At 72.3% G+C, this 25,694-nt stretch carries 24 protein-coding genes; 15 read left to right on the top strand and 9 right to left on the bottom strand.

From position 1 onward, the window contains the following. Positions 1 to 127 precede the first annotated feature (127 nt). Positions 128 to 574, bottom strand: a complete 447-nt coding sequence (locus BJY14_RS32075) for an NUDIX domain-containing protein (RefSeq protein ID WP_179849772.1) — start codon at positions 572 to 574, stop codon at positions 128 to 130. Positions 575 to 674: 100 nt separating this feature from the next. Between BJY14_RS32075 and BJY14_RS32070 the strand changes: the two genes are divergently transcribed. The 5 genes from BJY14_RS32070 to BJY14_RS32050 all read left to right on the top strand — a co-directional run bounded on the left by BJY14_RS32070 (position 675) and on the right by BJY14_RS32050 (position 4,874). Next, on the top strand, positions 675 to 1,019 hold the full coding sequence (locus BJY14_RS32070; RefSeq protein ID WP_179847031.1) for a hypothetical protein: 345 nt from the start codon (positions 675 to 677) through the stop codon (positions 1,017 to 1,019). 107 nt (positions 1,020 to 1,126) lie between these two features. Then, positions 1,127 to 1,507, top strand: coding sequence for a hypothetical protein (locus BJY14_RS32065; RefSeq protein ID WP_179847030.1), 381 nt, complete (start codon positions 1,127 to 1,129; stop codon positions 1,505 to 1,507). 100 nt (positions 1,508 to 1,607) lie between these two features. After that, positions 1,608 to 3,119 carry an NAD(P)/FAD-dependent oxidoreductase gene (locus BJY14_RS32060; RefSeq protein ID WP_218905683.1) on the top strand — a complete coding sequence of 504 codons (1,512 nt, stop codon included), beginning with the start codon at positions 1,608 to 1,610 and terminating at the stop codon, positions 3,117 to 3,119. Positions 3,120 to 3,135: 16 nt separating this feature from the next. Then, positions 3,136 to 4,254 carry a hypothetical protein gene (locus tag BJY14_RS32055; protein ID WP_179847029.1) on the top strand — a complete coding sequence of 373 codons (1,119 nt, stop codon included), beginning with the start codon at positions 3,136 to 3,138 and terminating at the stop codon, positions 4,252 to 4,254. A 5-nt stretch (positions 4,255 to 4,259) separates the two neighbouring features. Then, the gene (locus BJY14_RS32050; protein ID WP_179847028.1) at positions 4,260 to 4,874 is read left to right on the top strand and encodes a TetR/AcrR family transcriptional regulator; all 615 of its coding nucleotides are present in this window, start codon (positions 4,260 to 4,262) and stop codon (positions 4,872 to 4,874) included. Here BJY14_RS32050 and BJY14_RS32045 read toward each other — a convergent pair. Then, positions 4,861 to 6,123 carry a hypothetical protein gene (locus tag BJY14_RS32045; protein WP_179847027.1) on the bottom strand — a complete coding sequence of 421 codons (1,263 nt, stop codon included), beginning with the start codon at positions 6,121 to 6,123 and terminating at the stop codon, positions 4,861 to 4,863. The two genes, BJY14_RS32050 and BJY14_RS32045, sit on opposite strands and share 14 nt — an antisense overlap. Positions 6,124 to 6,410: 287 nt before the next feature. On the opposite strand from BJY14_RS32045, the gene BJY14_RS32040 reads away from it, so the two are divergent. The 3 genes from BJY14_RS32040 to BJY14_RS32030 are packed head-to-tail and all read left to right on the top strand — an operon-like array spanning position 6,411 to position 9,099. Further along, positions 6,411 to 7,496: an NAD(P)H-dependent amine dehydrogenase family protein gene (locus tag BJY14_RS32040; protein ID WP_179847026.1), complete on the top strand. Its 1,086-nt coding sequence runs from the start codon at positions 6,411 to 6,413 to the stop codon at positions 7,494 to 7,496. A 27-nt stretch (positions 7,497 to 7,523) separates the two neighbouring features. Further along, positions 7,524 to 8,261, top strand: a complete 738-nt coding sequence (locus tag BJY14_RS32035; RefSeq protein WP_179847025.1) for a glucose 1-dehydrogenase — start codon at positions 7,524 to 7,526, stop codon at positions 8,259 to 8,261. Positions 8,262 to 8,295: 34 nt separating this feature from the next. Continuing rightward, positions 8,296 to 9,099 (top strand): class I SAM-dependent methyltransferase, encoded by an 804-nt coding sequence (locus BJY14_RS32030; RefSeq protein ID WP_179847024.1) that lies wholly within the window; start codon positions 8,296 to 8,298, stop codon positions 9,097 to 9,099. Positions 9,100 to 9,105: 6 nt separating this feature from the next. On the opposite strand, the gene BJY14_RS32025 is transcribed toward BJY14_RS32030, so the two are convergent. The 3 genes from BJY14_RS32025 to BJY14_RS32015 all read right to left on the bottom strand — a co-directional run bounded on the left by BJY14_RS32025 (position 9,106) and on the right by BJY14_RS32015 (position 11,352). Further along, positions 9,106 to 9,831: a peptidoglycan-binding domain-containing protein gene (locus BJY14_RS32025; protein ID WP_179847023.1), complete on the bottom strand. Its 726-nt coding sequence runs from the start codon at positions 9,829 to 9,831 to the stop codon at positions 9,106 to 9,108. Continuing rightward, positions 9,828 to 10,013 carry a hypothetical protein gene (locus BJY14_RS32020; protein WP_179841661.1) on the bottom strand — a complete coding sequence of 62 codons (186 nt, stop codon included), beginning with the start codon at positions 10,011 to 10,013 and terminating at the stop codon, positions 9,828 to 9,830. The genes BJY14_RS32025 and BJY14_RS32020 overlap by 4 nt, the downstream gene beginning before the upstream one ends. A 361-nt stretch (positions 10,014 to 10,374) precedes the next feature. Further along, the gene (locus BJY14_RS32015) at positions 10,375 to 11,352 is read right to left on the bottom strand and encodes an ROK family protein (RefSeq protein ID WP_312879497.1); all 978 of its coding nucleotides are present in this window, start codon (positions 11,350 to 11,352) and stop codon (positions 10,375 to 10,377) included. A 69-nt stretch (positions 11,353 to 11,421) separates the two neighbouring features. On the opposite strand from BJY14_RS32015, the gene BJY14_RS32010 reads away from it, so the two are divergent. The 7 genes from BJY14_RS32010 (at position 11,422) to BJY14_RS31980 (ending at position 19,689) form a co-directional block, all read left to right on the top strand. After that, positions 11,422 to 12,588, top strand: coding sequence for an ROK family transcriptional regulator (locus BJY14_RS32010; RefSeq protein WP_179847022.1), 1,167 nt, complete (start codon positions 11,422 to 11,424; stop codon positions 12,586 to 12,588). Positions 12,589 to 12,662: 74 nt separating this feature from the next. Then, positions 12,663 to 14,132, top strand: coding sequence for a sulfatase family protein (locus BJY14_RS32005; RefSeq protein WP_179847021.1), 1,470 nt, complete (start codon positions 12,663 to 12,665; stop codon positions 14,130 to 14,132). Continuing rightward, positions 14,132 to 14,902, top strand: a complete 771-nt coding sequence (locus BJY14_RS32000; RefSeq protein ID WP_179847020.1) for an ABC transporter permease — start codon at positions 14,132 to 14,134, stop codon at positions 14,900 to 14,902. The genes BJY14_RS32005 and BJY14_RS32000 overlap by 1 nt, the downstream gene beginning before the upstream one ends. After that, a complete protein-coding gene (locus tag BJY14_RS31995; RefSeq protein WP_179847019.1) occupies positions 14,899 to 15,675 on the top strand; it encodes an ABC transporter ATP-binding protein in 777 nt (258 codons plus the stop codon). Before BJY14_RS32000 ends, BJY14_RS31995 begins: the two co-directional genes overlap by 4 nt. Continuing rightward, the gene (locus tag BJY14_RS31990) at positions 15,672 to 16,652 is read left to right on the top strand and encodes an aliphatic sulfonate ABC transporter substrate-binding protein (RefSeq protein WP_179847018.1); all 981 of its coding nucleotides are present in this window, start codon (positions 15,672 to 15,674) and stop codon (positions 16,650 to 16,652) included. The genes BJY14_RS31995 and BJY14_RS31990 overlap by 4 nt, the downstream gene beginning before the upstream one ends. Before the next feature lie 56 nt (positions 16,653 to 16,708). Beyond that, positions 16,709 to 18,709, top strand: a complete 2,001-nt coding sequence (locus BJY14_RS31985; RefSeq protein ID WP_179847017.1) for a beta-N-acetylhexosaminidase — start codon at positions 16,709 to 16,711, stop codon at positions 18,707 to 18,709. A 53-nt stretch (positions 18,710 to 18,762) separates the two neighbouring features. Beyond that, positions 18,763 to 19,689, top strand: a complete 927-nt coding sequence (locus BJY14_RS31980; RefSeq protein ID WP_179847016.1) for a formylglycine-generating enzyme family protein — start codon at positions 18,763 to 18,765, stop codon at positions 19,687 to 19,689. Between the two features lie 49 nt (positions 19,690 to 19,738). On the opposite strand, the gene BJY14_RS31975 is transcribed toward BJY14_RS31980, so the two are convergent. The 4 genes from BJY14_RS31975 to BJY14_RS45835 are packed head-to-tail and all read right to left on the bottom strand — an operon-like array spanning position 19,739 to position 25,684. Beyond that, entirely contained in the window at positions 19,739 to 21,892 is a 2,154-nt protein-coding gene (locus BJY14_RS31975; protein ID WP_179847015.1) for an MGH1-like glycoside hydrolase domain-containing protein, read from the bottom strand. Between the two features lie 2 nt (positions 21,893 to 21,894). Continuing rightward, the gene (locus BJY14_RS31970; RefSeq protein WP_179847014.1) at positions 21,895 to 23,910 is read right to left on the bottom strand and encodes a beta-galactosidase; all 2,016 of its coding nucleotides are present in this window, start codon (positions 23,908 to 23,910) and stop codon (positions 21,895 to 21,897) included. Further along, positions 23,907 to 24,752, bottom strand: a complete 846-nt coding sequence (locus tag BJY14_RS31965) for a carbohydrate ABC transporter permease (protein ID WP_218905682.1) — start codon at positions 24,750 to 24,752, stop codon at positions 23,907 to 23,909. The genes BJY14_RS31970 and BJY14_RS31965 overlap by 4 nt, the downstream gene beginning before the upstream one ends. Continuing rightward, complete coding sequence (locus BJY14_RS45835; protein ID WP_179847013.1) at positions 24,749 to 25,684, bottom strand: carbohydrate ABC transporter permease; 936 nt, start codon at positions 25,682 to 25,684, stop codon at positions 24,749 to 24,751. The genes BJY14_RS31965 and BJY14_RS45835 overlap by 4 nt, the downstream gene beginning before the upstream one ends. Positions 25,685 to 25,694 lie beyond the last annotated feature (10 nt).

Here is a 25,694-nt window from a genome sequence, read left to right as displayed (position 1 = left end):
ACCGTTCTGGAGGTCGCCACCCATGTCCTCGACGACGTCCCGGCCATCGCCAAACGAATCGAGCCACTGATACAGCCGGCCGGTTCCCGCTGAGAGCCTGAGGAGACCCGTTCCTCGTCCGGACGGGCTACGTCACCGTCGGGGGTTCGCAGAGGAACGTCGCGGATCGGCTGTTTCTGGCCTCGTCCACGGCCGCGACTCGGGTGAACGAGCGCGGGCTCATCGTCGCCTTCCACGTGTCGATCGGTTGCACGCGCCACTCCGTGTGCTCGGACGGGTCCAGGACGATCCGGCCGAGTTCGGCGGCCGTGAGCGTTCCGCCGTCGAAGACGAACCCGATCTTCGCGCAGGGCCACGCCGGTTGAGCCGGGAGGAAGTGCGTCAGAAGAAGAACGGGCGGTCCGTCGAACTCGATGCCGGTTTCCTCCCTGCACTCCCGCACGGCCGTGGCGAACGGGGTGGCGTCGCCGTGCTCGACGTTGCCGCCGGGGAACTGCCAGGTCTCCACGCTGAGTGCTGAGCGCAGGGCGAGGGGATTGCCGTCGACGTCGGTGAAGTACAAGGCGGCGTACATGGTGGCATTCGGAAGTGTCCGGACGTACTCCTCAGGGGGCAACCAGCTCACGGGACTCCCAATCTGCTCGGTGAAGCAGTGTCCTCGGCATCATGGCGGCATGAGCGCATGGGTTTACATACGGGGATGGGTGGAGTTTCACGGGCAGAGGGGCGAAGCCGAGCGCATCATCCGCCGTGGGGACCCTGCGGGGTGGGCGTTTCCGGAAGGGGGCTGGCTCGACGCCGCGTGCTATGCCCGGGCCGTTCGCTCTTCCGGTTCCGATGATGTTCTCGACCAGGTCCGGCGGATCGCCGCCCTTCCCGCCGTTGACGAGGACGGCGACCGCGTCACCGGCCTCTTCCTCGTCTTCCATGAGCAAGGGCACCAGACCGAATGGCAGGTCAGGGACGGACAGGTCATGGTCGCCCAGGCTCCGGCCCGCTACGACTACCTCTGGCGATAGTCGTCGGGCCCCTCGACCTGGCGTGGGCCAGTCTCACGTGTTCGCAGCCGTTTCAGGACCTGGTTATGCCTTTTCGGACGCGTCGGGCGCCTCTAGGCTCCGCTGTTATGGAGCCCGACGCGTTCACGAGTTCTCCGGTGGTCTGGCTAGTGACCGAGGACGTCCACCTCATCCGTGCCGACACCATCACCAGCATCGGTGTGACCGGTGACCAGCTCACGGTCTGGCAGGGCGACCGGGCTACAACGGTGGTGCAGGCCGGCCTTGGGGCGCAGTTCACCACGAGCCACGCCGGCATCCTGGCCCAGCGCCTCGCCGCCGCTGCCACCACCCCGCCCCGCGATCCAGCCGGCATCCCCTTCCCCGTCGTTTACGTGTGGTTCCAGCTCGACGATGCGCGTGAGCCCTGCTGGCAGATCGTGGTCGTGGGCAGCAGCGCACATTCCGACCCTCCCGTGCCGCCCTTCAGCGTCGGCATGACGGACTGAGCAGGTTTCTTCCGGCCAGGACGGGCCCGGCCGACGAAGTGGAGAGAGCACCGCGGTCCTGTTGACCTTGCCATGCCCTCATCATACATTCACTCATTAAGTGTATGAATGGATGGGCGGTGGCGGGATGCCGGGCGGGACGGCCGTGGTGCTGGGCGGGAGCGTGGCGGGGTTGTGCGCCGCGGGGGTGCTCGCCCGGCAATTCGAGAGGGTGGTCGTGCTGGAGCGGGATCGGCTGCCGCCGGGGGCCGAGCATCGGCGGGGCGTTCCGCAGAGCAAGCACCCGCACTTCCTTCTCAACTCCGGCCGGCGCGCGATCGGCGAGATCTTCCCCGGGTTCGAGGAGGCGCTGATCGCCGCGGGCGGGATGCACCTGATGCCGTCGATGGACGCGGCCTACTGCGAGAACGACGGCTGGGCCCCGCGCAAGTCCGGGTCGATGACGATGGTGTACAGCTCCCGAGTGCTGATCGAGCGGGTTCTGCGCGACCAGGTGCGTGAGCTGCCGGCCGTCGAGATCCGCGAGGGCGTGACGGTCACCGGGCTCCGCACCGCGAGCGGCCGGGTCGAGGGCGTCGAGTACGGCGGCGAGGGCCGCCTGGACGCCGATCTGGTGGTGGACGCGCTGGGACGCGGCTCGTCGGTCGTGGAGTGGCTCGGCGCGGACGGGTGGGCCGCGCCGCCGGAGAGGACGCTCGACGCCAAGGTCACCTACACCTCGCGCTGGTACGACCTGCCCCCGGCGGAGCGGCGCCCGGAGACGTGGTGGTGGAAGCACCTGGTCATCACGCCGACGCAGGACGGCGGCGACCACCCTGCCGAGCACGAGTTCCTCAGCAACTTCTTCCCCATCGAGGGGGATCGCGCCATCGTGTGCATGGGGTCGTGGGGCATCGAGATGCCGCGCAGGGTCGAGGCGTTCGAGGACGCGCTGGACCGTGTGCGGACGCCGGTGCTCGCGCAGGCGGCCCGTGCCTGCACGCCGACCTCGGGGGTGCATCTGACGCGGTCGACCGGCAACAAGTGGCGCCGCTTCGACCTGCTCGACGCGCCCCCGATCGGGCTGGTGTGCGTAGGTGACTCGATCTGCGCCTTCAACCCCTTCTACGCCCAGGGGATGAGCTCCGCCGCCCGTTCCGCGCTCATCCTCGGCGAGGTGCTGGGCAGGCGTGACGCCGTCGACCTCGCGTTCACGCGCGAGTTCCTCGGCAGGCAGAAGAAGTCCCTCCAGGTGCCGTGGATGCTGGCGATGGCCCGTGACCAGGCCTACGACTTCGCGACCGGGACGGAGGTCGCCGCGGCCTGGCGCCGCGGGCTCACCGCGCGCCTGAGCTGGCCGGTCTTCAACGCCATCACCGCCGCGAGCCGCGAGGACGCCTACGTCGAGCGGACGTTCGCCCAGGTGTTCAACCTCGACAGGTCGCTCAGGCAGATGGCCGCCGATCCGCGGTTCTGGTTCGGGATCGCGCGCTACAAGCTGCGGCAGCGGCTCGGTCGCACCGTCGTGCCGCACGGGTTCGACTACCGGCGGGATCCGCCAGGCATCGACTTCACCGGTTACACCGGTGCTCGCGGTGCCTCGCCGGCCCGCGACGACCTTGTCGGCACCTGACGCGAGGGGGCGGCTCATGGGTGACACCTGCGATCCGGCGGCCGAGCGCGTCGCCGAGAAGCTCGGCTTCTCCTGCCACGGCGCCGATCCCGTGGTGACCTTCCGCAACCCGTTCGACCTCGCCGACGGCAGCATGGCGGTACTCGAACTGCTCATCGTCGGCGGCGCGGTGTTCGCCCTGGTCCATGCGTGGCGGCGGTGGCGGCGCGACGGCGACCCGGTCAACGTCGCGCTGTGGTTCGCGTCGGTCGTCTACCTGGCGGTGATCGAACCGCCGCTGTACTTCCCCGGCTGGTTCGGTCTGCAGGACCACGTCGGGTTCATCTTCTCCCACAACGTGTTCACCGTGCAGTTCATGTACGACCGGCTGCCCCTCTACATCGTGGCCTTCTATCCCGCGATCTCGCAGCTCGCCTACGAGCTCGTCCGGGCGCTGGGCGTCTTCGCGCGGCGCGGGCCGCTGGCCGGCTCGGTGGCGGTCGCGTTCGCCTGCCAGGTCTTCTACGAGGTCTTCGACCAGCTCGGTCCACAGTTGGGCTGGTGGGCGTGGAACACCGCCAACGAGAAGATCAACCAGCCGGCGCTCGCCTCGGTGCCGATGAACAGCATGCTGCTCTTCGCCTCGGTCTCCTTCGGCGCGATGACCTACCTCGTCGTCCGCCTGGTGGGTGGCGGGGACGGCGCGCTCACCGGCCCGCGGATCGGCTGGCGCACCCTCGTCGCCGGTGCCGTGACACCCCTGGCGATGGTCGTGGTGAGCGCCCCGAGCGGGGCCTTCGAAGGCCGCCTCGGGGTCCAGCGGACGATCCTCACCGCCGAGCTCGCCGCGGTCTGGGTCGCCGGTCTCCTCCTGCTCGCCGACGCCTGGCGCGCGGAGCGCGCCGGCAAGGGCGTCCCGGTGGTGTCGCCGCTGTTCGCGCGGATCTATCCGGCGCTGTACCTCGGCGTCCACGTCGTCCTGTGGCTCGTCGCGCTGCCGGCGTACCTCGCGTCGACCGGCGGCGTCACCGAGCAGGGCACGCCGGTCGGCAGCCTGTGGTACGCCGCGCTGTGCGCGGTCGCCGCGTCCGGGATCATCGTGGCCGCGCTGCGCGCCGCCGCGTCACGGCGGACGCCGGAGCCTGTGCGATCCTGAAGCCCATGGGGCACCACGGCTGGGGAGGCCGGCCTCCCGCATCGGAGGCGGAGGCCCGGCAGCGCATCGTCGACGCGACAGTCCGCTGCATCGACAGGCACGGCGTCGTGAAGACGACCCTGTCGGACGTCGCGAACGAGCTCGGGGTGACCCGCCAGACCGTCTACCGCCATTTCGGGCGTATCAGCGACATCATCGGCGAGGTCGCGGCCCAGGGCGCCGAGTCGTTCGTCGACCGGCTGATCGCCCACCTCCAGGGGGTCGGCGACCCGGCCGAGGCCGTGGTCGAAGGCATGATCTTCTGTGTGCGGACCATTCCGGGCGAGCCGCGGCTGAGCCTGCTGCTCCAGCTGGAGGACTCCGCCGCCTTCGGCCGCGGGGCCACCACCGCGGACGCCATCGCCTACGGCGCCGAGATGCTGCGCCGCTTCCCCGTCGACTGGGCGGCCGCCGGTGTCGGCGAGGACGACCTCGACGGCCTCGCCGAGATCGTCATGCGGCTGCTGACCTCGCTGCTCCAGCACCCGGGCGAGCCGCCGAAGGACGAAGCCCGGCTGCGTGCCGTCCTGTACCGCTGGCTGGCTCCCGCCCTGCGCCCCGGCGGCGTCACACCGGGGTGATCGGCAGGGACCGGCGGGGCTCGAAGGTGAAGGCCGTGCCGGTGCTGAAGCGGACGACGGCCACCTCGCCGGGCTCCGGGGCGGGGGCGTCGCGGCGGACGACGGCCAGTTCCCACGAGTCGCCACCGGAACCGGTCACTTCGACGTCGAGATGGGCGTCCACGGCGCGGACGATGGCCTGGAGCGCGGTCGTCCACGCGGGGCCGCAGAGCGAGATCCAGGCGCCGTCCTCATGCGCCGGGGACGGGCGGACGGCCACGCGCGCGCCGTTGATGTCGGCGTCGACGTAGGCGGAGGGGTTGAGGAGGGGGTGCACCGCGAGGAGGCGGGCCGCTCCCTCGGGGTCGCGCGGCAGGTCCAGGGCGCGGGCGAGCCGCTCGGCGGCGACTCCGGCGATGCCGACGAGCTGCTTGCGGCGGATGCGGAGCAGTTCTCCGTCGTCGGCGGCCCGCCGGGCCACCGAGAGCGTGAAGGCCCGGTTGAGCAGGTGCATCTGGAGGCAGACCTCGTCGGCGATCCGTGCGAGCGCGGAGCGGGAGAAGGCGGCGAAGTCGAGGTCGGAGAGCAGGGGCCCGGAGTAGTCGGCGAGGCCGTCGTCGGCGGGGTCGATCGGCGCGAGGGCGAGGGTCGCGGCGCGGGACCGCTCGTTGTCGGCGAGGAGCGGGATGCCCTGCGCGTCCGGGTGGGACCGGTCGATGATCACGGTCCACGCGCAGTGGGGGCGCCGGTCGGCGGGCCGGCGCGGCGGCCGGTGGATCGGCCGCACCTGGGCCTTGGGGTTGGTCGCGACCGCGGTGGCGTCGAAGGTGGGGTCCTCGATGTCATGGCACATGGACCGGACGTAGTCGTCGCCCATCGGCTCCACGTCCATCAGGGCGCCGCAGTGGTCGAGGTGGAACTCGCCGTGCCACCGGTCGTGGACGGTGTAGCGGAAGTCCATGAACTGCGGCGGGGCGCCGATGTCGAGCTGGAGGCCCTTGAAGATGGTGGGGACGTCGCCGTTCCCGGGCTCGTCGGGGGCGTAGCCGAGGGCCCGCTGCATCCGCCCGGTGTAGATCGGGCTCGATGCCGCCCATTCCTCGATCGCGATGCGCGCCATCTCCTCCCGTCCGAACGCGGAGATGCACCACGCCATCCCGGAGCGGTCGATGAGCTGCCCGATCAGGAGCAGCTCGGGGACGACGACCGCGAGCTCCTCGCGGGTCAGGTCGGCGTACCGGCCCGGAGGTGTCACCGGAGGGTGGGCCATCTGCGGATCTCCTTGGTCTGCGGCGGGCGGAGGACGGCCTTCGTGCGCACGGCGCCATAGTAGAACGCGTTCCAGAGAAACTGGAAGAGTGTCCAGACAGTTGTCCGGAGAGTCGGCCGGTAGGCGGCGGCCATTGCGGCGGCGCAAGCCCGCACCCTATGTTGGACATGTGTCCAGCAAGCTGGCCGGTGCGGCTCGGTGGACGCCGTGGCGCGGCCTCCAGCAGGCTGCTCGGTAACGCGTTCTACTAGCCGTCTCCATGCCCTGCGAGCCCGTCGAGGAGCATCATGGCCATCCGCGTCCTGCACGTGGCCACCGGCAACGTCGGCCGCATCGCCCTGGCGCAGCTGATCGAGGATCCCCGCTTCGAACTGGCCGGGCTGGTCGTGTCGGACCCCGCGAAGGTCGGGCGCGACGCCGGCGAGCTCGCCGGACTCGACGCGGTCACGGGCGTCGCGGCCACCGACGATCTGGAGGCGGCCCTCGCCGCGCGGCCGGACTGCACCGTCTACTGCGCGATCGGCGAGACCCGGCTGCCGGACGCCCTCGCCGACATCGGCCGGATCCTCGCCGCGGGCAGCGACGTCGTCGCCTCCTCGCCGGTGCCGCTGATCTACCCCTGGGGGCTGCTGCCGGACCGCATGATCCGTCCCATCGAGGACGCCTGCCGGGCGGGCGGGACGAGCGTGTTCGTCACCGGGGTGGACCCCGGCTGGGCGAACGACCTGCTCCCCTTCGCGATCGCGAGCACCTGCCGGCGGGTGGAGCAGGTGCGCTGCTCGGAGATCGCCGACTACGCGACCTACGACGGCGGCCCGGTCCTGTTCGACTTCATGGGCTTCGGACGTCCCGTCGGGGACCTGCCGAAGATCCTCCGGCCGGGGATGCTGGCCGCGTCGTGGGGCGTCAGCCTCCGCATGCTGGCCCGGGGGTTCGGATTCGAGCTCGACGAGATCACCGAGTGGTTCGAGCAGGAGCCCGCGCCGGAGGCGTTCGACGTGGCCGCCGGCCACATCCCGGCGGGCGGGATGGCGGCCCTCCGGTTCCAGGTCGGCGGCGTCGTCGGCGGCAGGGAGGTCCTCGTCATCGAGCACACGACCCGGCTGCGCGGCGACCTGCGTCCCGACTGGCCGCAGCCCGCGCAGGACGGCGGCTCCTACCGGGTCGAGATCGTCGGTGAACCGTCCTACCGCGTCGACGTCTGCCCGACCAGCGCCGACGGCGACCACAACCACGCCGCCATCGCCTCGGGCGCCGGGCGCGTCGTCAACGCGATCCCCGACGTCATCGCGGCGCCGCCGGGACTGCGGACGCCGCTCGACCTGCCCTTCACCACCGCGCGCGGCGTCTTCGCGCAGGCGCTGGCCGGCTAGGGCACCGCGACAGAAGGGACGGCGAGCATGGGACGTGTGGACGGGAAGGTCGCTCTGATCAGCGGCGGGGCCCGCGGGATCGGCGCGGCCAGCGCCCGGGCCCTGGCCGCCGAGGGCGCCAGGATCGTGATCGGCGACATCCTCGACGACGAGGGCGCGGCCGTCGCGGACGAACTGGGCGACGCGGGCCGCTACGTGCACCTCGACGTGACCAGCGAGGACGACTGGGCGGCGGCCGTCGAGGCCACCGTCGGCGCGTTCGGCGAGCTGAACGTGCTGTTCAACAACGCGGGGATCGCCAACGGCGCGTCCATCAACCGGTTCAGGCCGGACAGGTGGCGGCAGATCATCGACGTCAACCTCACCGGCCCGTTCCTCGGCATCCGCGCGGCCACCGACGCGCTGATCGCCGCCGGGGGCGGTTCGATCATCAACAACTCCTCGATCGAGGGCCTCCGCGGCACCTCCTGGGCGCACGGCTACGTGGCCTCGAAGTGGGGACTGCGGGGCCTGACCAAGTCGGTCGCCGTCGAGCTCGCCCCGCACGGCGTCCGGGTCAACTCGCTGCACCCCGGCCTGATCCGGACGCCGCTCACCGAAGGGATCCCCGACGACATGGTCCCGATCCCCCTCGGACGTCCCGGCCTGCCCGAGGACGTCGCCTCCTTCGTCGTCTTCCTCGCCTCCGACGAGTCGTCCTTCGCCACGGGGTCCGAGTTCGTCATCGACGGGGGGACCGTCCAGCAGATCCCCCACAAGGGCTGACCGCGGCGGGCCCGGCAGTGGTAGAGAGGGTACGGTGCGAGACTCCTCAGGCGAACCTGCGCTCGGCCCCACCGACTACGACGCCGAACTGCGGCGGCACGACCGGATCCTGCGCCGGGCGGCCGGCGTCCGGCTCCACGACCGCGTCCTCGACATCGGATGCGGTTCCGGGCGGACGACCCGCCAGGCGGCACGCGCGGCCGGGGCGGGCAGCGCGCTCGGGGTCGACGTCTCCGCGCCCGCCGTCGAGCGCGCCCGCGAACGCGCCCGGGCCGAGGGCGTCCGCAACGTCGCCTTCGAGCACGCCGACGCCCAGGTCCACCGCTTCCCGCCCGAGGGCTTCGATCTGGCGATCAGCCGGTTCGGCACGATGTTCTTCGACGACCCGGTCGCGGCGTTCGCCAACGTCGGGCGGGCGCTGCGCCCGGCCGGACGCCTGGTGATGATGGTGTGGCAGCCCGCCGAACGCAACGAATGGGACGTCGCCATCCGCCGAGCCCTCTCCGAGGCCCAGCGAGAAGGGGCCGCCGCTCCTGCCGGGCCGGACGCGTTCTCCCTCGGCGACCCGTCGACCGTCGAGCAGATCCTGGGCGCGGCGGGGTTCGCCGACGTCGCCTTCACCGACGTCCGCGAGCCCGTCTACTACGGTCCGGACGTGGACGCCGCGCTCGACTGGGTCCGTGGCTTCACCTCCACGAGCGAGGCCTTGGGAAAGCTGGATCCCGCCGCCTCGGAACGGGCGGTCGCGCGCCTGCGCGAGATGCTCTCCGCCCACCTGGGCGACGACGGCGTCTGGTTCGACTCGCGCGCCTGGACCGTCACCGCGCGGCGCCCCTAGCCGGGCCTACCAGGCGCCGGATTCCATGGAGTCCTGCACGCGCAGCAGGACCGGCCAGGTCATCGGACCCACGATCCCGTCGTCCTCGACACCGCCCCACCGCTGCACCGCCTTCACGGCCTCCTCGGTCGTGGCGTCGAACATGCCGCTGATCGAGACCTCGGGGTGGCTGCGCGCCAGCAGGAGGCCCTGCACGGTCTGCACGTCCTCCCCGGTGGCGCCTCTGGCGAGCGTCGGAAGGTTCCTCACCATGCTCTCCGTCCAGTCGTCGTAAGCGGGCCGTCCGTAGCCTGCGATGACGCCGGCCGCGCGGATGCGGCGCTTCACCGCGTCGTCGGTGTTGCCCTCGATCGTCTGCAGCCGCCCTCCGCCGAGCGAGAACTCGACCACGCCGGCGTGGTCGATCGCGTCGATGGATTCGGTGCCGCCCCAGTCGTAGAACACGATGTCGCCGGGCTTCGCGGCGTTCACGCTGCTGACGGTCCCGCTGTGCCAGCGTCCGATCCTCCTGAAGTCCTGGGCGTGCCACGGGGTGTAGGCGCGGTCCCCGCCCGGCAGGACGGCCTTGGCGTTGCCGCTGTGCCGCGCCCAGTAGGTGACGGCCATGTCGCACCAGGGGGCGAGGAGGTACTCGTCGCCGTGCCTGGACGCGTACTCCCGCGTGATGGCGTTCGGCCGCCCCGACATTCCGAGCGTCTTGCGGGCCTCGGCGACCATCTTCGCCGCGGTCATCGCCGCTCGCCTCGCTCGTGGATCGGCGGGCCCCGGAATATCCCGTCGCGGTCGGGCGGGCCGTAGAGCCGTTCGAGGACCTCCTGCTCGTCGGGCTCCGTGGCGACGTGCACGTCCGGGTGGACGTCCACCTCGTCCATGTGCTCGATCTCCTGGTTCACGCTGTCCTCCTGGTCGCGCACGCGCTTCCGCCTTCGCGGGGAGCCGCCCCGCCGTGACGGCGCTGACCTGGGAGCGGCGCCGTCCGTACGGGCACCGCTCGCCGCGGCGGGATCTGAGGGCGGCACATTTTCGAGACGGCGACGCTGACGAGCGATGATTCACGTTCAGCAACAGGCCGCTACAGAAAGTATCCCGCCGCGAATGCGGCGAATCTCCAGCCGAACGGAAAGAGGCTTATCGCCTTCCCAGCAGTTCTTCGGGTCTCCGGATCGTCAAGGCCTTGCGGTTCACCCGTCCCGGAGAAATCCCGCATGACGGGAGTTGCGCATTCACTCGAATGCTGCCCGATGAGTTCTGAGAAACGGCTGTCGCATCAGATGCTCAGGGGCTCTCGGTACTGGCGCGTGCCAGCAGGGCGGCGCCCAGGAGGCCGGCCCGGTCGCCGAGTTCCGCGCGGACGATCCGGGGGACGCGCTGGAAGGTCAGCCGGGCCGCCAGCGAGGCCCGCAGCGGCTCCAGCAGGAGTTCGCCGCTGCCCGCCAGTCCCCCGCCGACGATGACCAGTTCCGGCGCGCAGACCGTGGCGTAGGCGGCGAGGGCGACGGCGAGCGCCTCGACCGCCTCCCGCCAGACCGCGACGGCGTCCGGGTCGCCCGCCGCCACGCGCGCCGCGACCTCGGCCGCGCTCACCGGCTCGCCGGTGCGGTCGGCATGGGCGGCGGCGATCGCGGACGCCGAGGAGTACCGCTCCAGGCAGCCCCGGCCGCCGCATCCGCACGGACGGCCGTCCGGGTGCACGCGCAGATGGCCGATCTCCCCCGCGTAGCCGCCGGCGGCGTACGGGCGGCCGTCGAGGATCATCGCTCCCGCGATCCCCGTCCCGATCGGCAGGAACAGCAGGTCGCGGCACTGCCGCCCGGCGCCCAGGACCGACTCGGCCAGACCGCCGGCGCGCACGTCGTGGCCGATCGCGACGGGCAGGTCCGTGCGTTCGGCGAGGCGGGCGGCGAGGTCGAGGTCGCGCCAGCCCAGGTTGGCGGACAGGACCACCCGTCCCGCGGCCTCCTCGACGATCCCCGGAAGCGCCACGCCCACGGCGTCGACGGCGTGTCCCCCCGCTTCCGCCTCGGCGAGCAGGTCCGTCACCAGGTTCAGCACGCGCGCGGTCACCTCGTCCGGCCCTTCGGCGGCGCCGGTGTCGCGGGTGCGGTCCAGCAGGACGTCGTGGGCGGGGCCGATGATGCCCGCCTTGATGCGGGTTCCGCCGACGTCGAGCGCGACGACGACGCCGGCCGATCCGCGCGACGCCCCGTCCCTCTTGTCGGCCTGACCGGCTGCGATGTCCCGTGGGCTGTTCACCGTCCCACCTTAGGGGGTTTTCGTCCGGAGCATTGACATTAATCGGGCGCATCCTCCATGCTTCCCGGCATGGAGAAGCGGGCGGACGCGCTGCAACGGCTCCGGCGGACCCACGAGGGCGCCGTGCTGGCGGCGCTGCGCGGCGAGGGGCCGATGAGCCGGACACGGCTCACCGAGCACACCGGCCTGTCCCGCACGACGCTGTTCGCCATCATCTCCGAGCTCATGGAGCGCGGGGCGGTGATCGAGTCGGGGGCCGAGGACGACGGCCGGCCCCGCGGCCGGGGGCGGCCGGCGACCCGCGTCTCCCTCAACCCCGACGCCGGCCTGCTGGTCGGCGTGGACCTCGGCCGGCGGCGGATCCGGGTCGCGATCGCCAACATCGCCCGGCAGGTCGTCGCCACCGCCGTGGACGACTCGGCGCCGGACGCGGACGAGAGCGAGCAGGCCGACCTCGCCATCGCGCTGGTCCGCAAGGTCTGCGACGACCGCGGCATCGGGCTGCGCGCGCTGGAGGCGGTCGGGATCGGCCTGGTCGGGGTGATGGACGCCCCCGACCGGCGGCGGCGGGCCGCCGAACGCCTGGAGGCCGCCTTCGGGACCCGCGTCGAGGTCGACAACAACGCCCGCCTCGCCGCGCTGGCCGAGCAGACGTGGGGCGCCGCGCGCTCGGCCGAGGACGTGGTCTACGTGCGGTGGGCGGTCGGCGTCGGAGGCGGCTTCATCTCCGGCGGGCGCCTGCTGCGCGGCGGGCACGGGGCGTCCGGCGAGGTCGGCCACGTCTCGGTCGATCCGGCGGGGCCGCGGTGCCACTGCGGCGGGCGCGGCTGTCTGGAGGGCCGCATCGGCGTGCCGGCGCTGCTGGAGGCCGCCGCGTCGCGGGGCGTCCGGCTGACGGGCACCGACGACCTGCTGGAGGCCGCGCGGTCCCGGACACCCGAGGTGACCGCGGTGGTCGTCGAGGCGGCCCGCACGCTGGGAACGGTCCTGGCGGGCACGGTGGCCCAGCTCGACCCCCGGCGCGTCGTCGTCGGCGGGGACCTCGCCACGCTCGGCGGCCTGGTCCTCGATCCGATCAGGTCGGCGATCGGCGAGCTCGCCCTGCCGGGCAAGCCGCGCGCGCTCGACGTCGTCCCGGCCGACCTCGGGCCCGCCGCGTCGGCGATGGGCGCGATCGCCCTGGTCCTCAAGGAGCAGGACCCCCTCCCGCCCGGCCCGCGGCCCGCGGACCCCTAGATCCGGCCCGACCTGCGCCTCCGCAACAAAGCGCCTATTTCTGTCAACCCTCAGGAATTAATGAACGGAGTCCCGTGCCCCCTCGCAACGTCCTGATCCTCATGACCGACCAGCACCGGGTCGACACGCTGGGCTGCTACGGCAACCCGGTCGTGCGCACGCCGGCGCTGGACGGGCTGGCGGCCGAGGGCACCAGGTTCGACCGGTTCTACACGCCGACCGCGATCTGCACCCCGGCCCGCGCCTCCCTGTTCACCGGCACCCATCCGTTCCGGCACGGCCTGCTCAACAATCCCGAACGCAACGGCGGCGCCAAGGACGAGGTGGACGACGAGTTCCCCAACTTCGTCCGGCCGCTGCTGGACGCGGGCTACAACGTGGGCCACGTCGGCAAGTGGCACATCGGCCGCGAACGCGGCCCCGAGTACTACGGCATGGACGGCGAGCACCTGCCCGGGGCGCTGAACCCGTTCCACCATCCGTCCTACCAGGCCTGGCTCAGGGACAACGGGCACCCGCCGTTCAAGGTGCGCGAGGCGGTCTTCGGCAAGGCCCCCAACGACTCCGGGCGCGGCCACCTGATCGCCGGACGGCTGGAGCAGCCCGCCGAGGCGACCGTCGAGCGGTTCCTCGCCGACCGGACGATCGAACTGATCGACCGGTACGCGGGCGACGGGCGGCCGTTCGCGCTGACGTGCAGCTGGTTCGGCCCGCACCTGCCCTACCTGCTGCCGGACGCCTACTACGACCTGTACGACCCGGCGGACGTGCCGCTGCCCGCGTCCATGGCCGAGACGTTCGCCGGCAAGCCGGAAGTCCAGCGCCGCTACGCCGAGTACTGGTCGGCCGACCACTTCGACGCCGACGCCTGGCGCAAGCTGATCGCCGTCTACTGGGGCTACGTCACGATGATCGACGAGCAGGCCGGGCGGATCCTCGACCGGCTCCGCGAGCGCGGCCTGTGGGACGACACGGCGGTCGTGTTCACCGCCGACCACGGCGAGTTCACCGGCGCGCACCGGCTCAACGACAAGGGCCCGGCGATGTACGAGGACATCTACCGCATCCCCGGGATCATCCGGGTGCCGGGCGCGCCCGTCCGCGCGGTCGACGAGTTCGCCACGCTGATCGACCTGCATCCGACGATCCTCGACCTGGCCGGGCTGCCGGCCGGCGACCCCTGCGACGGCCGGAGCCTGCTGCCGCTCATCCGCGGGGAGGACGACCCCCGCCCCGAGGTGGTCGCCGAGTTCCACGGCCACCACTTCCCCTACTCGCAGCGGATGATCCGGGACCGCCGCCACAAGCTCGTGTTCAACCCCGAGAGCGTCCACGAGCTGTACGACCTGGAGGACGACCCCCACGAGCTGCGCAACGTGTACCCGGCGCCCGCCTACGCGGACGTGCGGCGGGACATGACCGGCCGGCTCTACCGGGAGCTGGTGCGCCGGGGCGACCCGGCCTACACCTGGATGAGCTACATGGCCGACATCGGCGCCGGCCGGGCGCCCGACGTCGACGGCGTCGCGGACGAGGTCGCGTGATGGCCGCCGCCGACCGGGGGCGGGAGCGCCTGCGCGCCGCCTCGCTGACCCTGGCCTCGGCCGTGCTGGGCCTCGCGGTCTGGGTCGGGCTGTCCAGGAGCGGGATCGACGGGTTCCCCGGCCCGCTCCCGGTGGCGCGCCGCGCCGGGGAGCTGATCGGTGACGGCACGCTGTTCGACGACCTGCTCGCCAGCCTGCGCCGCGTCCTGATGGGCTTCGTCCTCGGCGTCGTGCTCGCGGTCCCGGTCGGGTTCGCGATGGGCTGGTACCCGGTGGTGCGCGGGCTGTTCGAGCCCTGGCTCCAGTTCTTCCGCATGATCCCGCCGCTGGCGATCATCCCGCTGGCGGTGGTGCTGATGGGCATCGACGAGACCCCGAAGGTCTTCGTGATCTTCCTGGCCGCGTTCCTGTCCTGCGTCGTGTCCACCTACCAGGGCGTGGTCTCGGTCGACCGGACGCTGATCAACGCCGCCCGGGTGCTCGGCGCCGGGGACCGGACCCTGTTCACCGACGTGGTGGTGCCGGCCTCGACCCCGTTCATCCTGGTCGGCATGCGGATCGGGCTCGGGGCGTCCTGGGCCACGGTCGTGGCGGCCGAGCTGATCGCCTCGCAGGGCGGGCTCGGCTACCGGATGCAGCAGGCGCAGCTCTACTACGAGCTGCCGACCATCTTCGTGTCGCTGATCGTGATCGGGCTCACCGGACTCGCGATGGACCGCCTGCTGCTGCTCGCCGAGCGGCGGCTCACCGGATGGCAGGAGCGCCGATGAACAAGATCTCTTTCCGGGACGTCACCCACCGGTTCGCCTCGTTCACCGCCCTGGACGGCGTCTCGCTGGACATCGCCGACGGCGAGTTCGTCACCGTCGTCGGGCCGTCCGGCTGCGGCAAGAGCACCCTGCTGAACCTCGCCGCCGGGCTGCTCGCGCCGGACGCCGGGACCGTCGAGGTGGACGGCGCCCGGGTCGCGGGCCCCGGCCCCGAGCGCGGCGTCATCTTCCAGCAGTACGCGCTGTTCCCCTGGATGAGCGCGCGCAAGAACGTCGAGTTCGGGCTGAAGATCGCCGGAGTGGCGAGGAAGGAGCGCCGCGCGACCGCCGAGCACTACCTCGACCTGGTCGGCCTCGCCGACTTCGCCGACGCGCTCCCGAAGACGCTGTCCGGCGGGATGAAGCAGCGGTGCGCCATCGCCCGCGCCTACGCCGTCGACCCGTCGGTGCTGCTGATGGACGAGCCGTTCGGCGCGCTGGACGCGCTGACCCGCGTCCAGCTCCAGGACGGGCTCCTCGACACCTGGACCCGGGAGCGCCGCACCGTCATGTTCATCACCCACGACGTCGACGAGGCCGTGTACCTGGCCGGGCGGGTGGTCGTCATGGCCGCGCGCCCCGGCCGGATCCACAAGGTCGTCGACGTCGGGCTGCCCTATCCCCGCACCGAGGAGATCCGCCTGTCGCCGGAGTTCGACGAGCTCCGCCGCGAGGTCTGGACGGCCGTCTACCACCAGCCCCCCGCCCCGACCCCCGAAGGGACAGCACCATGAGATCTCTGCGCCTGCTGGCCGCGTCGCTCCTCCTGCTGCCACTGGCCGCCTGCGGCGGCGAGGACGACGGCGGGACCACCGTGAAGTTCGGCTACATCGCCGACTTCTCCGGCGCGGCCACCCTCGCCGCCGCCGACAGGCTCGGCCTGTGGGAGAAGGCCGGGCTCAAGCCCCGGCTGAAGGTCTTCACCAACGGCCCGCTCCAGATCCAGGCGCTCGGCGCCGGCGACCTCGACTACGGCTACATCGGGCCGGGCGCCACCTGGATGCCCGCGTCCGGCAAAGCCAAGATCATCGCGGTGAACATGCTCGGCCAGGCCGACCGGATCATCGCCACGCCGGAGTCGGGGATCACGAGCGTCGCCGGGCTCCGGGGCAGGAAGGTCGCCGTGCCCGAGGGGACGTCGGGCGACATGCTGCTCCAGCTCGCGCTGAAGAAGGCGGGGATGACCCCGAAGGACGTCAAGCGCGTCCCGATGGACCCGAGCACCGTGGTCACCGCGTTCTCCTCCGGCAAGGTGGACGCCGCCGCGATCTGGTACCCGCTCATCGACACCATCAAGAAGCGCACCCCCGGGCTGGTCGAGCTGTCCAAGAACGCCGACTTCTTCCCGGCGATGTCGTTCCCGAGCTCCTTCGTCGCCCGCAACCAGGTCGTGAAGGACGACCCGGCGACCGTGCGCAAGGTCATCAGGGTGCTCCAGCAGGCCAACGACTGGGTGGACGGGCACACGGCCGAGGCCGAGACGACGGCCGCCGCGTTCGTCAAGGTGCCGCCCGCGCAGTTCAAGGGCGCGTCCGCCGTCACCAAGACGTTCAGCTCGGCGGAGCTGACCCGGCTGACCGGGGACGGGACGGTGAACGGCTGGTACAAGGGCCTGTCGGACATCTTCGTCGCGATGGGCAAGCTTCCCTCCTCCCCCGACCCGGCCGCCTACTACACCGCGAGCCTCTACACCAACGCCGGCAGCAAGTGACCCCGGACCCGGCCGGCGTCCGGCCGGCCGGGCCGACCCTGAGGAGGCACACCCCCATGCCCCGTCAACGCGTCCCCCTGTCCCGCCGCACGGTCGCGGCCTCGCTCGCGGCCGTCCTCACCGCCGCCCTGTCCCCACTCGCCGCCGCGCCCGCGCGGGCCGGCACGGCCTTGGACCGTCCCGCCGCCGGCCCGCTCGGGCTGGTGCCGAAGCCGGTGTCCGTCGAAGCGGACGGCGGCCCCGGCTACCGGCTCGATCCGGCGACCTCCATCGCGGCGGTCGGCGGCGGGGCCGCGGCGCCCGCCGCCTACCTCGCGAAGGTGCTGCGACCGTCCACCGGCTACCGCCTGCCGGTCGTGTCCGCGAGGACCGGCCGGAACCCGATCGTCGTCAGGGTCGGCCAGGGGCTCGGACCCGCGGGCCGCCCGGAGGGTTACGGCCTCACCGCGAACCCGGCGCAGGTCGTCATCGAGGCGTCCACCGCCAACGGCGCCCTCAACGGCGTGCAGACCCTCCGGCAGCTCTTCCCCCAGTGGGTCGAGTCGCCCGCGAAGGCCCGCGCCGCCTGGACGGTGCCGCACGTCGAGATCAGCGACTACCCGCGGTTCACGCACCGCGGCATGATGCTCGACGTCGCCCGCAGCTTCTACCCGGTGGACGAGGTCAGGAAGTACATCGACGCCGCCGCGCAGTTCAAGGTCAACCGCCTGCACCTGCACCTGAGCGACGACCAGGGCTGGCGGATCGCGATGGACGCCCCCGCGGCGAACCCCTCCGGGATCGACTACGGCAGGCTCACCTCGGTCTCGGGCTCGACCGCGATGACCCGCAACTCCAGCGGCCAGCAGATGGGCACCGAACCCGGCGTCACCGGCTTCTACACCAAGGCCGACTACGCCGAGATCGTCCGGTACGCGGGGGCGAGCGGCATGACCGTCGTCCCGGAGATCGACATGCCGGGCCACACCAACGCCGCCCTGCACGCGATCCCCCAGCTCAACAGCGCCGGATCCAAGCCCGCCCTCAAGCCGGGAGAGACGACCGTCCCCGCCGACGGCACCCCCAACGTCGGGTACTCGTCGTTCGACGCCGCCAACCCGGTCACCTACGAGTTCACCAAGCAGGTCCTCACCCAGATCGCGGCCATGACGCCCGGCCCGTACCTGCACATCGGCGGGGACGAGTCGCACAGCACGAGCGGCGCCGACTACCGGACGATGGTCGACGCCTTCACCGGCCAGGTGGACGCGCTGGGCAAGACGGTCGTCGGCTGGAACGAGACCGCCCGGACCGCGCTCCCGCGCGGCAACGCGGTCGTCCAGTACTGGGCGGGCGACAAGTCCGCCGTGGCCGGCGCCGTCACGGGCAGGGGCGCCAAGATGATCCTCTCCCCGGCCGCCAACACCTACGTCCCGCAGAAGCAGGACTCCCGGCAGCCCCAGGGCGGCACGTGGGCCTGCGGCGGACCGTGCGGCCTGGACCGGCACTACGGCTGGGACCCTGGAACCTACATCCCCGGCACGTCCGAGAGCGACGTCCTCGGAGTGGAGTCGGCCCTGTGGGGCGAGTTCATCCGGCGCCTCCCGCAGGCGCAGTACTACAGCTACCCGCGCCTGGTCGCCACCGCCGAGGTCGGCTGGACGCCGCAGTCCCAACGTGACTACACCGACTTCACCGGACGCCTCGCCATGGTCGGCGGACGGCTGACCCTCCAGGGCGTCAACTTCTTCCCGACCGCGGGCGTCCCCTGGCGGACGGCCGCCCTCGGCTCCGACAGGACCGTTCCGGCGGGCTCGCCCGCAGGGGCCTCCTGGACGGTCACCGCCCCCGCCGCAGGCGCCCTCACCGGCACCGTCACCTGGAGCGACGGCGTCCAGGAGGACGTCACGCTCACCACGGCCCGTGCGGCCAGCATCCCCGACATGCGCGGCAACGCCGCGTTCACCGCCGTCTCGAACCGGACGTTCACCACCCGCGGCACCTACACGGCCACCCTCACCCTCCGGCCGGCCGGCCAGGCGCCCGTGGAAGCGCCGCTGACCCTGACCGTCTCCTGAACCGGGTGTGCGGGGGACGGTCCCGTCCACCGCACACGCCTCCATCGGAAGCCATGACCTCAGCCGACATCCCCGCCTGCTGCGCCGCCTCGCGCCAGGCGGCGCCGCTCCCCCAGCCCGCACCGCCCTCGCAGCCGGCACCGCTCTCCCAGCCGGCCGTGGCCCGCCGCGCCGCCCCGCGCCTCAACCGCATGATCGTGCTGCCCGGCGGCACCTTCCGCATGGGCAACGAGGACGCCCACGCCAACCCCCTGGACTGTGAGGGGCCGGTCCGCGACGTCCGCGTGGAGCCGTTCCGCATCGACCCGCACACGGTCACCAACGCCGAGTTCTCCCAGTTCGTCAAGGAGACCGGCTACCAGACCGAGGCCGAGCGCTTCGGATGGTCCTACGTCTTCCAGGGCCTGCTGCCCCCGGCCCTGGCGCGCACGGCTCCGTCACCGGCCGGAACGCCCTGGTGGCGCGGCATCGAGGGCGCCGCCTGGAACCGCCCGGAGGGCCCTGGCAGCCACATCCAGCAGCGCCGGAAACACCCTGTCGTCCACGTCTCCTGGAACGACGCCGCCGCCTACGCCGCGTGGGCGGGCAAACGCCTCCCCACCGAAGCCGAATGGGAGTACGCCGCGCGCGGCGGCCTCGACCAGGCCACCTACCCGTGGGGCGACGAGCTGCGCCCGCGCGGGCAGGACCGGTGCAACATCTGGCGCGGCCGATTCCCCGACCAGCACGACGGTTGTCCCGGGACCGTCGCCGCCGACGCCTACCGTCCCAACGGCTACGGGCTCTACAACACCGTCGGCAACGTCTGGGAATGGTGCGCCGACGCCTTCACCCGCGGCGGAGACACCCGCGCCATGCGCGGCGGCTCGTACCTCTGCCACGACTCCTACTGCAACCGGTACCGCGTCGCCGCCCGCACGTCCAACACGCCCGACTCCGCCACCGGCAACGCCGGTTTCCGCTGCGCCGCCGACGCCTGAACGGCCCTGGGAGGCCAGGGCCGTCCGGGCGCCGGCGCCGCCCGGGGCGTCAGTCCAGGGCCAGCAGCAGCGCGGCGGACCAGCTGAAGTTGGTCGAGTTCAGCGGGGCTCCCGTCAGGGGGTTGTAGTTCTCCATGATCGGCGCGTCTCCGAGCAGCCCGGACGCCGAGCCGCGCAGGCGGTCGCCGAGAGCGGACGCGTCGGCGCGGTAGCCGTACCTCCGCAGGCCCTCCAGGGAGAAGTACGCCTGGTCGAGCCAGACGGGGCCGCGCCAGTACTTCTCCGGGGCGAAGTACGGCGAGCTCTTCGACACCGTCGCGAACGGCATCGGAGTCGCGAACTCCTCCGGGTCGGTCAGCTTGCCGCGGACGGCGGCGGCCTGGGGACCCGTCGCGACGCCCGCCCACAGCGGGATCGCACCCTCGATGCCGCGGCCCCGGTCGGTGAGGCGCCGCCCCGACGCGAGGTCGGTGTCGTAGAAGTAGCCGGTCGCCGGGTCGTACATCCGCGTGCGGATCGCGGCGGTCAGCGTCCGCGCCTGCGCGGTCAGGCGGCTGGACGCCGCCCGGTCACCGAGCCGACGCGCGATCGCCGCGAGGTAGCCCTTCTCGGCGGCGAGGTAGGAGTTGAGGTCGACGGACTCCTGGTTCAGCGAGTAGCCCACGACCCGTCCGGCGCCGTCCCGGTTCTCCACGGCGGTGGTGCCGAGCGCGGCGTCGAAGCGCGGGGCGTTGTCCATGCCGCTCTCCCAGGCGGCCGCCTGCCGCCGGGCCTCCGGCGTGTCGTTGGACGGGTCGACGGTCGCGCCGTACTCGGCGAGCCCGTCGTGGTCGTGGTCCCGGGTGCGGTACCACCAGTCGTGGTAGGCGACCAGCTTCGGATACATCTCGCGCAGGAACCGGACGTCGCCGCTTCGCCGGTAGGTCTCCCAGACCGCCCAGGCGGCCAGCGGCGGCTTGCTGTTGCGCTCGTTCCAGTTGCCGCCGCCGCGGGCGGGGTCGTTGTAGAAGAGGCAGTCGGGGATCATTCCGGCGTCCTGCGGCCGGTCCCGCGAACCCGCGGTGATCTGGTGGTCGAACATCGACCTGATCTGCGACTGGGCGAGCGCCGGGTCGAAGCCGGCCACGCCGACCGCCTGCTTCCAGGTGTCCCAGGCCCAGAAGCCGCCGGTGAACCACTTGTAGGAGATGGACGGCGTGATGCCGCCGTGGTCGAGCCGCCCGGCCGGGCCGCGCCAGTTGGTGACGAGGGTTTCGAGCGCCTTGACCGCGAGCCGCCGCCGTCCGGCGGGCACGCCGGCGGTGACGGACGCGACGTACCGGCGCCACCGGGCGTCGGTGTCGCCGATCGCCTTGCCGGGGCGGCGCAGCAGGTCGCGGACGGCCGGGGCCTCCCGCTCGCGTTCGGCGGCGGTGAAGGTGTAGGTCTCGGTCCAGGTCAGATCGGACGAGCGGCGCGGCGCGAGGGTGAGCGGCCGAGCCAGGTCGGTGCGGTAGGAGTCGCCGGTGACGGTGGTGCGGACGGGGTCGGCGTGGGTCACCTCGAACCGTTCGGTGCCGTCGGTGAGATAGTCCCACTGCTCGCGGACGCGGGCGAAGCCGACCGCGACGCCGCGCTCCGTGGCGTGCAGGGACGGCGCGCTCCTCATCGGTTCCTCGTCCGGGCGCAGGAGCGACCCGCTCCAGCCGACCTCCACCGTCCGGGGGGCGGTTCCGGTGTTGGCGACGGAGGCGCGGACGAGCGCGCTGTGCCCGGAGCCGAAGCGCAGTTCGAGGGTGAGCCGCAGCCCCGGCAGGTCGTAGACCTGGCGCAGCATCCCGGGCAGCGCGGTGAGCCGGGGCGGCCCGGCGGCGCCGAGGTCGAGGTCCCGGCCGTCCGCGCGAAGCCGGATGCGGCTGAACGCCTTGCTCAGCCACCACGGGTACTCCTGGGCGATGTAGAGCGGCCCGGAGAACCCGCCGTAGGCGTCCTTGTCACCCGGCCGCGGCAGGGCGTAGGCGTGCCAGGCGCCGCGGTCGCTGAAGACGTTGACCTCGTTGACCTCCGCGGGCAGGGCGTTCGCCGGGACGCCGTGCAGGTCGAGCACGTCGGCGTAGCCTTCCGGCCCGGCCTTTCGCTCGGCGGCCGACGACGCCGGCACGGCGGTGACGATGAGGGCGGAGCCGAGCGTCAGCCCGGCCAGGGCGTTGAGCGATCGTCGCATGATCACCTTTCGGGGTGGGGGTGGGCCGTCCTGAGCACCGCCGCCCCGAGCGGGGGCAGCCGCAGCGTGTCCCGCACGGCGGCACCGGACAGGAGGTCGACGCCGTCGGGAACGGGAACGTCCGTCTCGGCGTCGCGATGGTTGAGCAGGAAGAGGTAGGACGCGGCGGGCCCGTCGCGGCGGGTGGCCTCGACCCCGTCCGGGACGGCGTGCACCGGGCGGACGCCCGCGTCGGCGAACGCTTCGTCCAGCACGAGGCCGATGCCGTCGCCCAGATGACAGCTCACGTACCAGGCCCGGCCGGCGCCGTGGGCGTTGCGTGTGACCGCCGGGCGTCCGGCGAGCGCCCCGGAGCCGTAGACGGCCGCGGTCCGCGCCCCGGCGGTCTCCAGCCACTCGCTCCACAGCGTCGCCGGGACCGTGCGGTCGCCGAACGCCACCTCGACGGACGCGCCGTCCGGGACGGGCCAGAACTCGTCGACGACGACTCCGAGCACGTCCCGGAGCGGCGCCGGGTAGCCGCCGAGATGCACATGGTCGTGCTCGTCGACGATGCCGCTGAAGAAGCCGCAGACCAGGCGGCCGCCGTCCGCGACGTACGAGCCGAGCCAGGCGGACGTCTCGCGGCTCGCCATGTAGAGGTTGGGCAGCAGCACGAGCCGGTACGAAGCCAGGTCCGCGCCGCACGGGACGAAGTCGACGGCCACGTTGCGCGCGTGCGCGGCGCCGTACCAGGAGAGCACGAGGTCCTTGAGCAGGAGCCGGGACGAGGGGTGATCGTCCAGTTCCAGCGCCCACCAGGAGTCCCAGTCCAGCACGATCGCGACATCGGCCGTGGTGCGGGTGCCCGCGACCTCGGCGAGGCGGGCGAGGTCGCGCCCGAGGCGCACGGTCCGGTCCCACTGCGGAGAGCCGGTGCCGCGATGCGGCAGGAGCGCGCTGTGGAACTTCTCCGCTCCGGCGCGCGAGGCCCGCCACTGGAAATGCAGCACGCCGTCCGCGCCTCGGGCCACCGCCTGGAAGGACCACAGCCGTCCCAGCGCGGGCGGCTTCGGCACGTTGACCGGGCGCCAGCTCACCGCCGACGGCGCCTGCTCCATGAGCAGCCACGGCCGGCCCGCCTTCAGCGAGCGCATCAGGTCGAAGTTCATCGCGGCGTTCACGTGCGCCGCCGGGTCGGCCGGGTCAGGATACGCGTCGTCGGACACGACGTCCTCGTGCGACGCCCACTTCCAGTAGTCCAGCGCCTTGAACATCGACATGAAGTTCGTCGTCACCGGGAGGCCCCCGCCCTCCTCGTCCAGGACGGCCTTCTCCGCCAGGTAGCAGCCGAGCAGCGCGTCGGAGCAGAACCGGCGCCAGTCGAGCAGCTGCGTCGGGTTCACCGGGCCGGGCGCCGCGCGCGGCGGCTCGATCTCCTCCCACCGGCCGTAGCGCTGCGACCAGAAGTCGGTCGCCCAGGCGCGGTTCAGCTCCGCGACACCGCCGTACCTCTCCCCCAGCCAGGACCGGAAGCCCGCCGCGGACTCGGCGCAGAAGCACTCGGTCACGTGGTCGCCGTACTCGTTGTGGACGTGCCACAGCACGACCGCCGGATGCGCGCGGTAGCGCTGCGCGATCATCCGGGCCAGCCGCGCCGCCGACTCCCGGTAGACCGGCGAGGACGGGCAGTAGTGCTGGCGGGAACCGAACTCCAGCCGGACGCCGTCCGCCGTGACGGGCAGCATCTCCGGGTGGCGCCGCACCAGCCACGCGGGCGGCGACGCGGTGGCGGTGGCCAGGTCGGCAGCGATCCCGTGCCCGGCGAGCAGGTCGAGCAGCCGGTCGAGCCACCCGAAGTCCCAGTCGTCCGGGCCCGGTTGCAGCCGCGCCCAGGAGAACACGCCGACCGTCACCAGGTTGACCCCGGCCTCCTTCATCAGCCGGACGTCCTCCACCCACACGTCCTCGGGCCACTGCTCGGGGTTGTAGTCCCCGCCATAGAGCAGCCCCGGCACCCGAACGTCCTTTCCGCTCATCCCTTGACCGCCCCTCCCAACAGACCGGACACGAACTGCTTCTGGAAAAGGAAGAAGATCAACATCAGGGGGAGCGTCGCCAGGAAGGAGCCGAGGATCAGCCCGGCGTAGTCGACGTGGCTCTGCCCGATGAGCGTGTACAGCGCGACCGGTGCGGTGTACTTGTCCTCGGTGTTCAGCATCAGCAGCGGCCACAGGAAGGCGTTCCACTGCGTCATGAAGGTGAAGATGACCAGGGCGCCGAACTGGGGCCGGACCACCGGCAGGACGACCTGGTAGAAGATCCGCACGTCGCCCGCGCCGTCGATGCGGGCCGACTCGATCAGCTCGTCCGGGAAGGCGAGGAACGCCTGGCGCATGAGGAAGATGCCGAACGAGTTGGCCAGGAACGGCAGGATGACCGCCTGGTAGGTGTCGACCCACCCGAGGCTCGCCATCATCTGGAACAGCGGGACGAGCAGCACCTGGAACGGGATCATCATGGTCGCCAGCACGGCGCCGAGCAGCAGCCGCCGTCCCCGGAACCGGTACTTGGCCAGCGCGTACCCGCACATGGCGGAGATCAGCGAGCTGAGCACGGTGTAGACCACGGTGACGCCCGCGCTGTTGAGCATGACGCGGCCGAAGCCGATCGTGTGCTCCAGTTCCACCAGGTTGTGCAGGAACCGCCCGCCGGGCAGGAACGGCGGCGGGGACGCGAACAGCTCGGAGTCGTCGCGGGTGGAGGCGACCACCATCCAGTAGAACGGCGCGGCGCTGATCAGCGCGCCCGCCAGGAGCAGCAGCAGGGCGAGCAGGCGGCCCGCGCGGGGGCGGCCCCTCCCCTCGGTGACCGGGCTCACCGGGACTTCTCCTTCCCCAGGAAGCGGAACTGGGCGTAGGAGATCAGCCCGATGACCGCGACGACGACCCAGGAGATGGCGGCCGCGTAGCCGAAGTCGAGCTGCTCGAAGCCGACCTTGTAGAGGTAGAGGACGGGCGTGGTCGTGGCGTTGCCCGGTCCGCCGCCGGTCAGGACGTAGTTCTCGTCGAAGAGCTGGAGCGTTCCGATCGTCGAGGTCACCGAGCAGAACAGGATGACCGGACGCAGCTGCGGCATGACCACCCGGACGAACGTGGTGACGGGCCCGGCGCCGTCGATGGCCGCCGCCTCGTACTGCTCCCGCCCGATCGACTGGAGCCCCGCCAGCAGGATGACGGCGTTGTAGCCCGTCCACCGCCAGGTGATCGAGCCGATCAGCGCGAGCCGCGCCCAGCCGGGGCCGTTCAGCCAGTCGACCGAGGGCAGGCCCACGGCGCCGAGCATCTGGTTGACCAGGCCGCCGTCGGTCTTGAGCAGGACGCGGAACACCACCGAGTAGGCGACCAGCATCGTGACGGCGGGCAGGAAGTAGGCGATGCGCAGGCCCGAGCGCAGGCGCAGCCAGGACTGGTTCAGCCCGAACGCGAGCAGCAGCGCCAGCCCGATCATGACCGGGACCTGGACGAGGAGGATCAGGCCGGTGTTGCGCAGCGCGGCCCAGAAGACGGGGTCCTCCATCATCCGGCGGTACTGGGCCAGCCCGACCCAGGTCGTCACGCCGTCGCGGTCGGCGGTGAAGCTCTGGTAGAAGCCGGCCAGCAGCGGATAGGCGAAGAAGAGCGCCAGCAGCGCCGCGGCCGGGCCCGCGAAGGTCCACGGCGCGCACCGGCGGCGCCAGCGCTCCCGACGGCGGGGCGCGTCCGGCCGGACCGCCCGGGCGGGGCCGCCGCCCCCGGACTTCCGTTTCGTCACGTCGACGACC

It is taken from the genome of Actinomadura luteofluorescens (assembly GCF_013409365.1).
Taxonomy (GTDB): Bacteria; Actinomycetota; Actinomycetes; order Streptosporangiales; family Streptosporangiaceae; genus Spirillospora; species Spirillospora luteofluorescens.
Note: the sequence above shows the minus strand (reverse complement) of the source record. Positions and strands in the feature narration are given on the sequence as shown.